General features: G+C 64.2%; 14 protein-coding genes and 1 pseudogene. 10 read left to right on the forward strand and 5 right to left on the reverse strand.

The genetic code is table 11. The features are described 5' to 3' along the window. Positions 1–19: 19 nt before the first annotated feature. The 3 genes and pseudogenes from argF to D6C00_RS12210 form a co-directional block, all read right to left on the reverse strand. Positions 20–923: pseudogene (argF, locus tag D6C00_RS12200) on the reverse strand (ornithine carbamoyltransferase). Between the two features lie 2 nt (positions 924–925). Beyond that, the gene (locus D6C00_RS12205) at positions 926–2,110 is read right to left on the reverse strand and encodes an acetylornithine transaminase (protein WP_241546865.1); all 1,185 of its coding nucleotides are present in this window, start codon (positions 2,108–2,110) and stop codon (positions 926–928) included. A 168-nt stretch (positions 2,111–2,278) separates the two neighbouring features. Next, a complete protein-coding gene (locus D6C00_RS12210; protein ID WP_125181956.1) occupies positions 2,279–2,872 on the reverse strand; it encodes a urate hydroxylase PuuD in 594 nt (197 codons plus the stop codon). Positions 2,873–3,101: 229 nt separating this feature from the next. Between D6C00_RS12210 and D6C00_RS12215 the strand changes: the two genes are divergently transcribed. The 4 genes from D6C00_RS12215 (at position 3,102) to grxD (ending at position 7,694) form a co-directional block, all read left to right on the forward strand. After that, a complete protein-coding gene (locus tag D6C00_RS12215; RefSeq protein ID WP_125181957.1) occupies positions 3,102–4,637 on the forward strand; it encodes a hydantoinase B/oxoprolinase family protein in 1,536 nt (511 codons plus the stop codon). A 180-nt stretch (positions 4,638–4,817) separates the two neighbouring features. Continuing rightward, complete coding sequence (locus D6C00_RS12220; RefSeq protein WP_206609561.1) at positions 4,818–5,165, forward strand: BON domain-containing protein; 348 nt, start codon at positions 4,818–4,820, stop codon at positions 5,163–5,165. A 150-nt stretch (positions 5,166–5,315) separates the two neighbouring features. Next, positions 5,316–7,088 carry an N-acetylglutaminylglutamine amidotransferase gene (locus D6C00_RS12225; protein WP_125181958.1) on the forward strand — a complete coding sequence of 591 codons (1,773 nt, stop codon included), beginning with the start codon at positions 5,316–5,318 and terminating at the stop codon, positions 7,086–7,088. A gap of 258 nt (positions 7,089–7,346) precedes the next feature. Beyond that, positions 7,347–7,694 carry a Grx4 family monothiol glutaredoxin gene (gene grxD, locus D6C00_RS12230; RefSeq protein WP_125182461.1) on the forward strand — a complete coding sequence of 116 codons (348 nt, stop codon included), beginning with the start codon at positions 7,347–7,349 and terminating at the stop codon, positions 7,692–7,694. Positions 7,695–7,756: 62 nt separating this feature from the next. Here the strand turns inward: grxD and D6C00_RS12235 are convergent, their stop codons facing one another. Then, the gene (locus tag D6C00_RS12235) at positions 7,757–8,923 is read right to left on the reverse strand and encodes a Do family serine endopeptidase (RefSeq protein ID WP_125181959.1); all 1,167 of its coding nucleotides are present in this window, start codon (positions 8,921–8,923) and stop codon (positions 7,757–7,759) included. 62 nt (positions 8,924–8,985) lie between these two features. Between D6C00_RS12235 and D6C00_RS12240 the strand changes: the two genes are divergently transcribed. From D6C00_RS12240 to D6C00_RS12265, 6 genes are all read left to right on the forward strand, one after another. Further along, complete coding sequence (locus D6C00_RS12240; RefSeq protein ID WP_125181960.1) at positions 8,986–9,744, forward strand: Nif3-like dinuclear metal center hexameric protein; 759 nt, start codon at positions 8,986–8,988, stop codon at positions 9,742–9,744. Positions 9,745–9,956: 212 nt separating this feature from the next. Further along, positions 9,957–10,547, forward strand: coding sequence for a ubiquinol-cytochrome c reductase iron-sulfur subunit (gene petA, locus D6C00_RS12245; RefSeq protein WP_125181961.1), 591 nt, complete (start codon positions 9,957–9,959; stop codon positions 10,545–10,547). Then, the gene (locus D6C00_RS12250) at positions 10,547–11,797 is read left to right on the forward strand and encodes a cytochrome b (RefSeq protein WP_125181962.1); all 1,251 of its coding nucleotides are present in this window, start codon (positions 10,547–10,549) and stop codon (positions 11,795–11,797) included. The genes petA and D6C00_RS12250 overlap by 1 nt, the downstream gene beginning before the upstream one ends. After that, complete coding sequence (locus D6C00_RS12255) at positions 11,797–12,537, forward strand: cytochrome c1 (protein WP_125181963.1); 741 nt, start codon at positions 11,797–11,799, stop codon at positions 12,535–12,537. The genes D6C00_RS12250 and D6C00_RS12255 overlap by 1 nt, the downstream gene beginning before the upstream one ends. Positions 12,538–12,660: 123 nt before the next feature. Continuing rightward, entirely contained in the window at positions 12,661–13,287 is a 627-nt protein-coding gene (gene sspA / locus D6C00_RS12260; protein ID WP_125181964.1) for a stringent starvation protein SspA, read from the forward strand. A gap of 63 nt (positions 13,288–13,350) precedes the next feature. Then, on the forward strand, positions 13,351–13,758 hold the full coding sequence (locus D6C00_RS12265; protein WP_399360972.1) for a ClpXP protease specificity-enhancing factor: 408 nt from the start codon (positions 13,351–13,353) through the stop codon (positions 13,756–13,758). Here D6C00_RS12265 and D6C00_RS12270 read toward each other — a convergent pair. After that, a complete protein-coding gene (locus D6C00_RS12270) occupies positions 13,751–15,163 on the reverse strand; it encodes an integron integrase (protein ID WP_125181965.1) in 1,413 nt (470 codons plus the stop codon). The genes D6C00_RS12265 and D6C00_RS12270 overlap by 8 nt on opposite strands. Positions 15,164–15,371 lie beyond the last annotated feature (208 nt).

The raw sequence follows: 15,371 nt of genomic DNA on the forward strand, positions 1-15,371 counted from the left end.
GGCGAATTGCGGCAGCGGCTCAGGTGAGCAGAAACTCCAGCAGCGCCTTCTGGGCGTGCAGGCGGTTCTCGGCCTCGTCCCAGACCACGCTCTGCGTGCTGTCCATGACGCCGGCGCTGACCTCCTCGCCCCGGTGGGCCGGCAGGCAGTGCATGAACAGCGCCTCCGGGTCGGCCACGGCCAGCATTTCCTCGTTGACCTGAAAGTCCTGGAAGGCCTCGCGGCGCTTGGCCTGTTCCTCTTCCTGGCCCATGCTGGCCCACACATCGGTGGCGATCCAATGCGCCCCTTTCGCGGCTTCCATGGGATCGTCGAACAGCTGTACCCGGTCGCCGGCGGCGGCCAGTATCTCACTGTCGGGCTGGTAGTCACCGGGACAGCCCAGGCGCAGGTTGAAGCCGAACTGGCGCGCTGCGTTGATATAGGAGTGACACATGTTGTTGCCGTCGCCGATATAGGTGACGGTTGCGCCCCGCACCTCGCCGCGGTGCTCGACGAAGGTCTGCACGTCGGCCAGCAGCTGGCAGGGGTGGTACAGATCGGTCAGCGCGTTGATCACCGGCACCCGGGACTCAAAGGCGAAGCGCTCGATCTTGTCGTGCTCGTAGGTGCGGATGATGACGCAGTCGGCCATGCGCGACAGTACCCGCGCCGTGTCCTCCAGCGGCTCGCCGCGGCCCAGCTGGTGTGTCGCGCGGCGAGAGGAACATGGCATGGCCGCCGAGCTGGGCCATGCCGGCCTCGAACGAGACCCGGGTGCGGGTGGAGGATTTCTCGAACACCATGGCCAGGGTCTTGTTACGCAACGGTTCGAAGATCTCGCCGTCGTAGTGTTTCTGTTTCAGCTCGATCGCCCGGCGGATCAGGGTCTCCAGCTCGGCCGGGGACAGGTCCATCAGGGTGAGAAAGTGGCGCACAGGCATATTCACGCCTCCTGCAGGAATTCGGTGACAAGGGCGCAGAGCGTCTCCACCAGTTCGTCCGCCTGCGTATCGGTGAAGATGAGCGGCGGCAGCAGGCGGATGACGTTCTGCGCAGTGACATTGATCAGCAGCCCGCGTTCCAGCGCTCGCTTGACCAGATCCCCACAGGGCCGGTCCAGGGCGATGGCCAGCAGCAGGCCGTGACCGCGGATCTCGCTAACGCCGGGGGTGTTACCCAGGCGGGAGCGGAAGGTATCTGACAGTTCAGAGCCCAGCTTCGCGGCGCGCGCGGGCAGCTGTTCCCGTTCCATGGTCTCCAGCACCGCCAGCGCGGTGCGGCAGCCCAGCGGATTGCCGCCGAAGGTGGTGCCGTGATGGCCGGGCTGGAACAGCTCCGCGGCCGCCCCGCGCGCCAGGCAGGCGCCGATGGGGAAGCCGTTGCCCAGGCCCTTGGCCAGGGTCAGGACATCGGGCAGGATGCCGGCGTGCTGGAAGGCGAACCATTCGCCGGTACGGCCGATGCCGGTCTGGATCTCGTCCAGCATCAGCAGCCAGCCCTGTTCGTCGCAGATGGCGCGCAGTCCGGCCAGGTAATCGGGTGAGGGCACCCGGATGCCGCCTTCGCCCTGCACCGGCTCGACCAGCACGGCCACGATGCCCTCGACTTCCGCGGCGGCCCGGCGGACGGCGTCGAGATCGTTGTAGGGCACCCGGGTGAAGCCCTCCACCAGCGGCTCGAATCCGGCCTGGATGCGGGCGTTGCCGGTGGCGGTGAGCGTGGCCAGGGTGCGGCCGTGAAAGCTGTTCTCCATCACCAGGATATGCGGTTTCGCGATGCCACGTCCGCGGGCGTGGAGGCGCGCCAGCTTGATCGCTGCTTCGTTGGCCTCGGCGCCGGAGTTGCAGAAAAAGGCCCGGTTCAGGCCGGCGCGAGTGCACAACTCCGCGGCCAACCGTTCCTGCAGCGGAATCTCGTACAGATTGGAGGTATGCACCAGGGTGCGGGCCTGATCGCAGATGGCCTCGCTCACGGCCGGGTGGGCATGGCCCAGGCCGCAGACGGCGATGCCGCTGAGCGCGTCCAGGTAACGCCGGTCGCGGTCGTCCCACAGCAGGGCGCCCTCGCCGCGCACGAAGCGCACCGGCAGGCGGCCGTAGTTGTGCATCAGGTGATCGTCACTGCTCATACAGGGGCCCAGAAAGCAAAAAAGCAGCTCGCAAGAGCCGCCATGGGTAAAGGAATCATCCTATAAGGATTGGCCAGGCTTGGCAAATGGGATGATAATTCTATGAAATAAAAAGGAAAGGCCCGGAGTATTCCGGGCCTTTCCGGTACCGTCAGCCGCGGTCGGCGATCAGAACGGCAGGCCGCCGTTGTGGTAGTGGCTGGCGGTCATGCACAGCAGCATGGGCAGCGACAGCAGGGTGTTGATGCGCGAGGCATACAGGGCCACGGTCTTGGCCTTGGCCTTTTCCTCGTCGGAGGCCTGCACCATGCCCAGTACCTTCTTCTGGTTGGGCCAGATCAGCACCCAGACATTGAACAGCATGATGGTGCCCAGCCAGGCGCCGATGCCGATCACGGCGGCGTTCTGCTTGAGCAGGAAGGCGTCAGCGAAGATGCCGTACTTGCCCAGCGCGGCGGCACCGGACAGCCAGGTCAGCAGCGCGGCCCAGCGGAAATACAACAGCGCCTTGGGTGCGACATACTTGCCGATGGCGGCCGGGCCGGGGCCGTCCTTGTCGGCCATGGCCTCGGCCTGGGCCGGGACCTGCACGAAGTTGAAGTAATACAGCAGGCCGATCCACATCACACCAACCACGACATGGAACCAGATGGTCCATTCACTGGCCGTGGCGGGCACGGGGCTGTCGATGACGGCCACGATGATCAGCGCCAGCACGATGCCGACGACAGTGGTAGCCCAAGGCGATTTCAATGGGTTCATGGATCATACCTCCAGGATCTTATTTTTGCGGGAAGGGTTGGATGTTTAAAACCCGATGAATTTACTAGGGTTCGAGAGAATAGGGTAGCAGTTGGTCGATTGCAATAGCCTAACTCCGGCATTCTGTTGGGTTTTATTGCGCCTGCGCGCTGAATATAGCAAAGAAAACCTGTACCATCCCTGCCATGCAATTGACACCCGATCCCTTACGCTGTCCGCTGCGCCGTCCATGGATGCCATCGAACTGAGCCTGTTCGCCAGCCGCATCGAGGCGGTGTGCGACGAGATGGGCGCGGTACTGCAGCGCTCGGCCTTCTCACCCAACATCCGTGACCGGCTGGATTATTCCTGCGCCGTGTTCGGCCCCGACGGCGAGTTGTGCGCCCAGGCCGCCCACATCCCGGTGCACCTGGGCAGCATGGCCTATGCCATGCGCGATCTGGTGGGCGCAGTCGACTGGGCGCCGGGCGACATGCTCATCGTCAACGATCCCTACCTGGGCGGTACCCACCTGCCCGATGTGACCCTGATCGCGGCCGTGTTCCTGGACGGGCGGCTGATCGGCTTCGTGGCCAACCGGGCCCATCACGCCGACATCGGCGCCGAGGCCCCGGGCTCCATGCCGGTGTCAAAGCGCCTGGACGAAGAGGGCAGGATCATCCCGCCCGCCCTGCTGCTGCACGGCGGCGAACTGGATGAGGCCCTGTTCGGGGAGATCACCGCCGCCACCGCCGCGCCGGCTGTCACCGAGGGGGATTTCACCGCCCAGATCAGTGCCAACCGTGTCGGTGCCAGGCGCCTGCAGGCCCTGGCCGACGCCCGGGGGGGTGATGCCTATCTGCAGGCGCTTGCCGCCCTGAACGACTATGCCGCCGCCCTGGCCGGCGAGGCATTGGCGGAACTCCCGCCCGGACGCTACCGCTTCACCGACTATATGGACGACGACGGCCAGGGCCATGCGCGGCTGCCGATCCGGGTCTGCGTGACGGTCGATGCCGACCGGGTGGAGGTGGATTTCACCGGCACCGCGGCGCAGACGCCGGGCAACATCAACTGCCCGCTGTCGGTGGCCGCGGCGGCGGTCTACTATGTGTTTCGCTGCCTGCTGCCGCCCCAGACCCCGGCCTGTGCCGGCAGTTTCCGCGCCATCCATCTCAGTGCCCCGGCAGGCTGCCTGGTCAATGCCCGGCGGCCGGCAGCGGTGGCGGCCGGCAATGTCGAGACCTCCAGCCGTATCGTGGATGCCCTGCTGGGCGCGCTTGCGAATGCCCTGCCGGCGCGCATCCCGGCGGCCAGCCAGGGCACGATGAACAATCTGGCCATGGGCGCACGCGGCCCCGGCGTGAGCTGGGACTATTATGAAACCCTGGGCGGCGGCATGGGTGGCGGACCGGAGCAGCCGGGCCTGAACGCCGTGCAGACGCACATGACCAATACCCTGAACACGCCCATCGAGGTGGTGGAGCGGTTCTATCCCCTGCGGATCAACCGCTATGCCATCCGCCGCGGCTCCGGCGGCAGCGGCCGCCATCCCGGCGGTGACGGCCTGATCCGGGAATACGAATTCCTGGCCCCGGCGCAGGTGACCCTGTTGACCGAACGCCGGACCAGTGCGCCCTGGGGGCTGCAGGGCGGCGGCGACGGCCAGCCGGGGATGAATCGTCTGAACGCTGAGCCGTTGGCGGCGAAGGTCGCGCTGGATGTCGCCGCCGGCGACCGGCTCAGCCTGGAGACGCCCGGCGGTGGCGGCTGGGGTGAGCCTTGAATTATAGCCCGTAAGCCGGAAACAGAAGAATTGCCGTCATCCCGGCGAAGGCCGGGATCCAGAAATCAGGCACAGGAATGACAGGCGGAAATCCTGTGATCATGGCGGTGCTGGATCCCGGCCTTCGCCGGGATGACGAACGGGAAATGAATCTGAGTTTTCAAACAGGAGTATTGATGCATGAACAGGCTCTGGATCGCGTTGCTGTGCTGTCTGGCCCCGGCCCTGTCCGGCTGCGGCGCCCTGGTGGTGGGCGGGGCCGCGGCCGGCGGCTATTATGTCGGTCAGGACGAGCGCAGCGCCGGCGAGATCTCGCGCGATGCGACCATAACCTCCACCATCAACGCCCGCTATGTGCGCGATAGGGAGGTGAAGGCGATGGATATCAATGTCGACACCTATCGTGGCGTGGTCACCCTCTACGGCAGTGTCGCCAGTCAGCGGGCACGCGACCGGGCGGTGGAGATCGCCCGTAGTGTGAAGGGGGTGAAGCAGGTGAATTCCAAACTGACAGTGGTCGATGGCTGATGCGGGTGTACTGGGGCAGTCACACAGCGGTTTGCTGTGTTGGCGACGATGCAAAAGAACCGTCATCCCCGCGAAGGCGGGGATGACGGGGGGTGTTATCAAGGGTTCCCTGACTTGTGTTCTGTATCCTGAGACCTGGATCCTGATCTGATGTGCGGCATCTGCGGCGAACTGCGCTTCGACGGCCGGGCCCCGGACCTGGGCACGGTCCATCGCATGCTGGAGCGGCTGGAACGGCGCGGCCCTGACCATGCCGGCAGTCACTCCGACGGCCCGCTGGCCATGGGCCACCGGCGGCTGTCCATCATCGATCTCAGCGCGCACGCCAACCAGCCGATGGTCGATCAGGATCTGGATCTGGCCATTGTCTTCAACGGCACCATCTACAACTACCCCGAACTGCGCGAGGAACTGATCGGGCTGGGCTATCACTTCTTCTCCCACGGCGACACCGAGGTCATCCTCAAGGCCTACAAGGCCTGGGGCGAGGCCTGCGTGGAACGACTGCACGGCATGTTCGCCTTCGCAGTCTGGGACAGCGACCGCCAGCGCCTGTTCGTGGCGCGCGACCGCATGGGTATCAAGCCGCTCTATTACCGTTATGCCGGCGGCAGCTTCCGCTTCGCCTCCACCAGCCAGGCCCTGATCGCCGCCGGCGGGGTGAGCAGCGATCTGGACTCGGTGGCGCTGCATCACCTGTTCACCCTGCACGCCGTGGTGCCGGCGCCGCGCACCGTGCTGCGCGGGGTACGCAAGCTCGATCCCGGCCATTACCTGGTGGTGGAGGCCGACGGCCGCTGGCGCAAGCGGCGCTACTGGACGCTCGAGGCGCAGCGCCCGGCCCGGTCCATGGACGAGACCGAATGGACCGAGGCCATCCATGATGCGCTCAGGGAGGCCGTGCGCCGGCGCATCGAGATCAGTGACGTGCCGGTCGGGGTGCTGCTCTCCGGCGGGCTGGATTCCAGCCTGCTGGTCGCGCTGCTGGCCGAGGTGGGGGTCAGGGATCTGCTCACCTTCTCGGTCGGCTTCGAGGACCAGCCCGAGGAGAAGGGCAGCGAGTTCGAATATTCCGACCCGGTGGCCGAACGCTACGCCACCCGCCACCACAAGTACCGCATTCCCAACAGTGAGGTGCTGAACCGCCTGCCCGAGGCTGTCGACAACATGACCGAACCCATGTTCGGCCAGGATGCCGTGGCCTTCTACCTGCTGGCCGAGCAGGTATCAAAAAGCGTGAAGGTGGTGCAGAGCGGGCAGGGCGCGGACGAGGTCTTCGCCGGCTATTTCTGGTATCCGCGCATGATCGAGGAGACGGGCGAGCCGATCGAGCGCTTCCGCCGGCACTACTTCGATCGCGACCATGACGAGTATCGGGAGATGGTCGAACCGGCCTGGCGCGGTCTGGATTACACCGGGGCGAAGATCGGCCGGCGCCTGCGCCAGCCCGGCGCGGACGAGTTCATTGACCAGGTGCTGCGCCTGGATGTGACCACGCTTATTGTCGATGACCCGGTCAAGCGGGTGGACAACATGACCATGGCCTGGGGCCTGGAGGCCAGGGTGCCCTTCCTCGACCACAAGCTGGTCGAACTGGCCGCGCAGATGCCGCCCGAGTACAAGCTCGGTTCCGGCGGCAAGCAGGTGCTCAAGTCGATCGCCCGCGGCCGGCTGCCGGATGCGGTCATCGACCGACCCAAGGGCTATTTTCCGGTACCGGCCCTCAAGTACGTGCGCGGGCCCTTCCTGGACTTCATGCGCGATATCCTGGATTCACAGGCCTGCCGCGAACGCGGCCTGTACCGGCGTGAATATGTGGACAAGCTGCTGGACGCGCCCGAGTCGCACCACACCCGCATCCTGGGCAGCAAGCTGTGGCACCTGGCCCTGTTGGAGTACTGGCTGCAGCGTAATGTGGGGTAGGGGGCACTGACTGGCTCTTATTACCCTGTCATTGCGAGCGAAGCGCGGCAATCCCCGACGGACAAATCCAAGCCTAGGGAGATTGCCGCGTCACTTCGTTCCTCGCAATGACGGAAATTGCGTCCAGCGGCGGTTTTTTCTAGCCCGAAAGGAATATTCCCCTTGAAACCGGGCCTTTTTTCCCCCATCCCGGGCGAGTAGACTCCGATGATCAGTAATCGAGTCCCGAATTCACGCTGACGAACCGAGGTAATGACGATGGATGTACTGGATAAAATCAAGCAGGCGGTGGATTCCCACCCGGTGGTGATCTTCATGAAGGGCACCCCCGAGATGCCCATGTGCGGCTTCTCCAGCCGCGCGTCCCAGGCCCTGCAGGCCTGCGGCGAGGAATTCGCCTATGTGAACGTGCTCTCCGATCCGGAGGTGATGGAGAACCTGCCCCGTTTCGCCAACTGGCCGACCTTCCCGCAGATCTACATCAACGGCGAGCTGATCGGCGGCTGCGACATCACCCTGGAGATGTACCAGAACGGCGAACTGGAGAAGATGGTCAAGGAGGCCGTCGCCGCCAAGGCCGGACAGGGTGACTCCGCCGCCCAGTAAGACCGTCCGCTGAGCGTCCGCCACGCCACGCCCGCCGGTTGTCGCCGGCGGGCGTGTTGTTATTATTGTTGCTGCGCCTGCGGACGGCGGCCGATCTCGGCCGCCAGTTCCAGCGGCTGACCGCGCCGGACCGCCTCGATCCGCAGCTGGCTGCCGGGACGGCTGGCGGCGATGGCGTTCATGGCCTGGCGGGAGCTGCTGACCGGCTTGCCGTTCAGGCCGGTCAGCACATCACCCGGCTCCAGCCCGGCCCGGTCGGCCGGCCCGCCGCGCAGCACCCCGGCGATCAGTACCCCGTCGGTGCTGTCCAGTCCGAAGGACTCGGCCAGCTGCGGCGTCAGGTCCTGGGCCTCGATGCCCAGCCAGCCGCGCACCACCTGACCGTTTTCAATGATCTGTTTCATCACGTCCCGGGCCAGGCTTTCGGGGATGGCGAAGCCGATGCCCTGGGAGCCGCCCGAGCGGCTGAAGATGGCAGTGTTGATCCCGATCAGCTCACCATGGGCGTTGATCAGTGCGCCGCCGGAGTTGCCCGGGTTGATGGCGGCATCGGTCTGGATGAAGTTCTCGAAGGTGCTGATGCCCAGCTGGGTGCGCCCGGTGGCGCTGACGATGCCCTGGGTCACCGTCTGTCCCACGCCGTAGGGGTTGCCGATGGCCAGCACCACATCCCCCACCCGCAGCGACTCGGCATCCCCGAGCACGATCACCGGCAGCGCGTCGGCCTCGATGCGCAGCACCGACAGGTCGGTCTCGGGATCGCTGCCGACCACCTTCGCCGCATGGCTGCGCCCGTCGGCCAGCATGACCTGGATCTCGTCGGCATTGCCCACCACATGGTTGTTGGTCAGGATATAGCCCTGCGGACTGATGATCACGCCCGAGCCCAGACTGGTCTGCAGCCGCTCGCGCTGCGGGCCGATGCGATCACCGAAGAACTGCCGGAACAGGGGGTCGTTGAACAGCGGATGCAGCGGCTCGCGCACCACCTTGGCGCTGTAGATGTTGACCACGGCCGGTGCGGCGCGGTCGACGGCGTCGGCATAGGAAACCGGGCCGCCGGCGGGCGCGACGGACGGCGCCCCGTTGCGCTCGCTCTCCCTGACCTCCACCACGGCCGGCGCCTCGCTGCGGAACAGCTCCGGTTTGAAGGCGTAGAGCAGGGCGGCGGCCATCAGCCCCACCACGATGGACTGGGCCAGGAAGGTCAGCAGATTGCGTTTGGCCATGAGTCGATCCTGTTGCTTCGTATACGTATGATTATGCCTGAGATCACGGTCCGGAGGCGATGATGGCGACAATCGACGAACTGGTCAGCTATACCGACAGCCTGCTGCGTGCCGGCGAGTTCCAGGATTACTGCCCCAACGGCCTGCAGGTCGAGGGCCGGGGCGAGGTGCGGCGGATCGTCTCGGGCGTGACGGCCAGCCAGGCTCTGGTCGACGCCGCCATAGAAGCCGGGGCCGATGTGCTGCTGGTCCACCACGGTTATTTCTGGAAGGGCGAGCCGGCACCCATTGTCGGCATGAAGCACCGGCGCCTCAAGGCGCTGCTGGAACACGGCATCAACCTGCTGGCCTACCACCTGCCCCTGGACGCCCACCCCGAGCTGGGCAACAACGCCAGGCTGGCGGTCGATCTGGATCTGTCCATCGAGGGCTGGTTCGGTGGCGGCCGGGGCCCGGACATCGCCTGCCAGGGCCGGCCGGCCCAGCCGCTGACCCCCGCCGAGCTTGCCGATCGGCTCGAGGCCCGCCTGGGCCGGACCCCACTGCACCTGCCCGGCCGGGCCGGGCGTATCGAGCGGCTGGCCTGGTGCACCGGCGCGGCCCAGTCCTATATCGAGGCCGCCGCCGCCCTGGGCGTGGACGCCTTCATCAGCGGCGAGGCCTCGGAGCAGACCACTCACCTGGCCCGGGAGTTGGGGATCCACTACTTCGGTGCCGGCCATCATGCCACCGAGCGCGGCGGCCCCCGCGCCCTGGGGGCGCACCTGGCAGAAAAATTCAGTCTGGAACATCGATTTATCGATATCGACAACCCGGTCTGAGCCCCTGCCGGGTTTGACCTTATTCGTCAGTTCGTGGAAAATCTGCGCTTTTCCGGGAGCCTGCCCGGCAATGGCGGGCGCCGGGGCGCGCAAGCCTGATCAACATCAAGTCATTCCGGGGCCAGCCCGCCTAGAATGACCCGCCTGCATGGGCCATAACGAATTCCATACTTAAACGATGCATTTGATCGAAATTACCTGGAGAGCCTTAGATGAGTGATGGCGTAGATACCAGCCGGCGCCGCTTCCTCACCGCCGCCACGAGTGTGGTCGGTGCCGTGGGTGCCGTGTACGTGGCCGTTCCCTTCGTCAAGTCCATGTGGCCGAGCGCGCGGGCGCAGGCGGCCGGGGCACCGGTGGAGGTGGATATCAGCAAGATCGAGCCCGGCCAGATGCTCAACGTCGAATGGCGCGGCAAGCCGGTGTGGATCGTCAACCGCACGCCGGAGATGCTGGACAGCCTGAATGAGCTGACCGATCGGGTCAGTGATCCCGACTCCCAGGCCTCCGAACAGCCCGAATACGCCCAGAACCAGACCCGCTCCATCAAGGAGAGCGTCCTGGTCATGGTGGCGATCTGCACCCACCTGGGCTGCTCGCCCAAATACCGCCCCGACGTGGCCCCGGCCGATCTGGGCAAGGACTGGCTGGGCGGCTTCTTCTGCCCCTGCCACGGCTCCAAGTACGACATCGCCGGGCGCGTCTACAAGGGCATGCCGGCGCCGCTGAACATGCCGGTGCCGCCGCATCGCTACATCGGCGATACCGTTCTCCTCGTTGGTGAAGATCAAGGAGCTGCATAATGGCCGGTTCAAATAACGACAAGATCAAGGGCGGCGTGATGGGCTGGGTCGACACCCGCTTCCCGCTGAGTTCGCTGTGGAACGACCACATGGCGAAATACTACGCGCCGAAGAACTTCAATTTCTGGTACTTCTTCGGCTCGCTGGCCCTGCTGGTGCTGGTCATTCAGATTGTCTCCGGCCTGTTCCTGACCATGCATTTCAAGCCGGATGCCGAGCGCGCCTTCGCCTCGGTCGAGTACATCATGCGCGACGTGGAGTGGGGCTGGCTGATCCGCTACATCCACTCCACCGGGGCCTCGGCCTTCTTCATCGTGGTGTACCTGCACATGTTCAGGGGCATGCTCTACGGCTCCTACAAGCAGCCACGCGAGCTGATCTGGATCTTCGGTGTGCTGATCTTCCTGGCCCTGATGGCCGAGGCCTTCTTCGGTTACCTGCTGCCCTGGGGCCAGATGTCCTACTGGGGCGCGCAGGTCATCATCTCGCTGTTCGCGGCCATCCCCATCATCGGTGACGACCTGGCGCTGTGGATCCGCGGCGACTTCGTGATCGCCGACGCCACACTGAACCGCTTCTTCGCCTTCCACGTGATCGCCGTGCCGCTGGTGCTGATTGCCCTGGTGGTGGCGCACATCATGGCGCTGCACGAAGTCGGCTCCAACAACCCCGACGGCGTCGAGATCAAGAAGAACAAGGACGCCAACGGCATTCCGATCGACGGCATCCCGTTCCATCCCTACTACTCCGTCAAGGATATCTTCGGGGTGGGAGTGTTCCTGATCTTCTTCGCCATCGTGGTGTTCTTCATTCCGGAGATGGGCGGGTATTTCATCGAGCCGCCCAACTTCGAGCCGGCCGATCCGCTCAAGACGCCCTCGCACATCGCCCCGGTCTGGTACTTCACACCCTATTACGCCATCCTGCGCGCCGTGCCCTCGGTCGCCGGTTCGGCCTTCCCCGGTGTGGCGGCCATGGGTCTTGCGGTGCTGATCTTCTTCCTGCTGCCCTGGCTGGATCGCAGCCCGGTGAAGTCGATCCGCTACCGCGGTCCGCTGTACAAGGGCGCGCTGACGCTGTTCGTGATCTCCTTCCTGGTGCTGGGATGGCTGGGTACGCAGCCGGCAACGGAAACCCTGACGATGCTGGCCCGCGTCTTCACGGCAATCTATTTCGCCTTCTTCATCCTGATGCCCATCTATACCAGGATGGACTCCACCAAGCCGGTACCGGAAAGGGTGACACACTAATGAAAAAGATTATTTTTGCATTGCTGTTCATGCTGACCCCCGTTCTGGCGCAGGCCGCGGGGGGCAATGTCCACCTCGACTCCGCGGATATCGACCTGCAGAACAAGGATTCGCTGCGCCGCGGGGCCAAGCTGTTCACCAACTACTGCCTGAGCTGCCACTCGGCACAGTTCCAGCGCTACAACCGCATGGGGCGAGACCTGGGCATGACCGATGATCAGGTCATCAACAACCTGATGTTCGCCAGCAAGGAAGTCGGCGAGACCATGACCATCGCCATGCCGGGTGAGCAGGCCGCGGCCTGGTTCGGCGTCACCCCGCCGGATCTGTCCCTGACCGCACGCTCGCGTGGGCCGGACTGGATCTATACCTATCTGCGCTCCTTCTACCTGGACGATTCGCGTCCCTTCGGCGTGAACAACCTGATCTTCGACAAGGTGGGCATGCCGCATGTGCTGTGGCGGCTGCAGGGCTGGCAGCAGCCGGTCTATGAGACCACGGTTGACGAGGATGGCAAGGAGCACAAGGCGATCGTCGGCCTGGAACTGGCCGAGCAGGGCAGCATGACACCGGCCGAGTACGACCAGGCCGCGCGTGATCTGACCGCCTTCATGACCTATGTCGCCGAGCCGATCCGGCACGAGCGCAAGCGCATCGGCCTGTGGGTAATCGGCTTCCTGGTGATCTTCACCATTCTGGCCTACATGTTGAAGAAGGAATACTGGAAGGACGTGCACTGACAACCTTCCGGAACCGTACAGGAAAGGCCCCGGGCCGGCGGCGCGCAGCGTCCCCGGCCCGGCGTGTTTTCAGGTATACTCTGCGCCAGACGCCCAATCCGGAGTAGCCCAGGAGTAATCCAGATGGCCGTAGTCGCCAATCGCCGTTCCGTCATGACACTTTTTTCCAGCGCCAGCTGCCCCTACAGCCATCGTGCGCGTATCGTGCTGGCCGAGAAAGGCATCACCGTGGAAGTGGTCAATGTCGACCTGGACCACCTCCCCGAGGACCTGATCGATCTCAACCCCTACCAGACCGTGCCGACGCTGGTGGACCGCGAGCTGGTGCTCTACGACTCCCATGTCATCATGGAGTACCTGGACGAGCGTTTCCCGCACCCGCCGCTGATGCCGGTGGACCCGGTCTCCCGCGCCAAGGCGCGCCTAGCCATGTACCGCATCGACCAGGACTGGTACGGCCTGCTGCGCGACATCGAGACCAAGGGCGAGAAGGCCGCCGCCAAGGCCCGCAAGATGCTGCGCGATAGTATCGCCTCCAGCGTCGAGGTGTTCGCCGCCATGCCGTTCTTCCTCAGTGAGGAATTCAGTCTCATCGACTGCTACGTGGCCCCGCTGCTGTGGCGTCTGCCGGCCTACAAGATCGACCTGCCCAAGCAGTCCAAGGCGGTGTGGGACTATGCCGAGCGCATCTTCGCCCGCGACTCGTTCCAGCACAGCCTGACCGACGCCGAACGCGAAATGCGCGACTGAAATTCACCGGCACGGGACGACGCAGCCGCCGCTGTTCCGTGCCGCATCTGCAAGTCCGTTCCTATGGAAGACATGACCCCCAGCCGGCCGTACCTGATCCGTGCCATCAACGAATGGATCATCGACAATGGCCAGACCCCCTACCTGCTGATCAACGCCGACTATCCCGGCGCGGAAGTGCCGCGCCAGTTCGTCGACGAGGGCAAGATCGTCCTCAATATCAACCCCACCGCCGTCGCCGGTCTGGAGCTGGGCAACGACTACATCATGTTCAGCGCCCGCTTCCAGGGCCGCGCCTGGGAGATCGTCATCCCGGTGCCCGCCGTGCTCGCCATCTACGCCCAGGAAAACGGCCGCGGCATGATGTTCAACGAGGAAGAATACGGCCCCGAGCCGCCCGACGGCGGCGGCCCGGACCAGGATAAGTCCGACGACGACAAGGGCCGGCCTTCGCTCAAGGTCGTCAAGTAACCCCGCCCCGACCGATATCCAGCGGACTGCACACGCCCACCCCGGGCCTGCTCATCACATGGGTGTAGATCATGGTGGTGGAGACGTTGGCATGCCCCAACAGCTCCTGCACCGTGCGGATGTCGTGCCCGGCCTCCAGTAAATGCGTGGCGAAGCTGTGCCGCAAGGTATGGCAGCCCACCCGCTTGTTCAGCCCGCAGGCTGCGGCAGCCCGCTTCACGGCCTTCTGGAGGGCACTCTCGTGCAAATGATGGCGGCGGATCATGCCGCCGTAAGGGTCTGCCGCCAGACGTGTGGATGGGAACAGATACTGCCATTTCAACTCCCGCCCGGCATTGCGGTATTTGCGTGCCAGGGCATCGGGTAATCTGACCTCCCCGTGCCCGGCCGCGAGATCCTCACGATGCAGTCGTTCCACCGTTCTGATCTGCTCCTTCAGCGAGTCCTGAAGACTGAGGGGCAGCGGGACATACCGGTCCTTGTTGCCCTTGCCGCGGTGGACATGGATACGCCCGTTGGCGAAATCGAGATCCAGGACCCTGAGTCTCAGCCCTTCCAGCAGGCGCATACCGGTTCCATACAGCAGGGATGCGATCAGATGTGCAGTGCCTGTGAGATGTGACAGCAGGGCAGTGACCTCGTCCCGGCTGAGCACCACCGGCAGATTCTTCGGCCGCCGGGCGCGGACAAAGCTCTCAAGATCGCCGGGATCACGCCCAAAGACATGCTTATAGAGAAAAACCAGGGCATTGAGGGCCTGGTTCTGAGTGCTGGCACTGACATGGCGGATGACAGCGAGATGATCCAGAAACGCCCTGATCTCGGTCGGGCCTACCGACTCGGGTGCCGCGCCCTTGCAGAACAGGATGAAACGGCAGATCCACTGCTCGTAACTCTGTTCGGTGCGGTAGGCGAGACCGCGGGCACGGATCTCGGTGGTGAAACGGATCAGCAGATCGCGGTGACTGGCCCTGATATGGTTGAGTGGCCCGCTGCCTGAGCGTTCCTTGAGATGGCCGAGCTCATCCGGTGTGAGCTGCCTTGCCTGAGTGGGATGACCGCTCTCCAACTCACGGGAAGCGTCGATCCAGTATTGCCAGTCAATTTTCTGACACAACGGGGAAGCCAGAAGATCGCAGTACAATATCCGGATAGCATGAATTTTCTGCCGAAACTGCCAGTCAGTGAGCCGTTTCCGGCAGCCTATCGTTTCCAGATACTGGCTGATGTCTGCGGCTGAGAGGGTTCTGATCCCGCGCCCTCGTTGCGCCTCGATAAAGCCTTCGATATGCTTGACGAACCAGCGCCGCTGCTTCTGGGGGATGCCGGCATTATCCAGGTATTTCAGGTAATTATCATAAAAACGAGTCACGGCGGGATCGCCGTCGCCAGGGGATTCGGACATATGAACACTCCTTGTTCAGATCGGGCATCCTGCCCGGATGAAACAGTCCAGCAAGAAAAATACTATGCCGAATCGGCTGTTCGCATAATATCCCGATTCCGTACTATTACCAATACTAAAGAATCAGTCTAATACACTGTTAGGCGTAATAATGTCACTGATTACACCTGACAATAAAAACCAAAAGTGGCAAACAAAGGAGTGTAAA

It is taken from the genome of Thiohalobacter thiocyanaticus (assembly GCF_003932505.1).
In the GTDB taxonomy this organism is placed as follows: Bacteria; Pseudomonadota; Gammaproteobacteria; order Thiohalobacterales; family Thiohalobacteraceae; genus Thiohalobacter; species Thiohalobacter thiocyanaticus.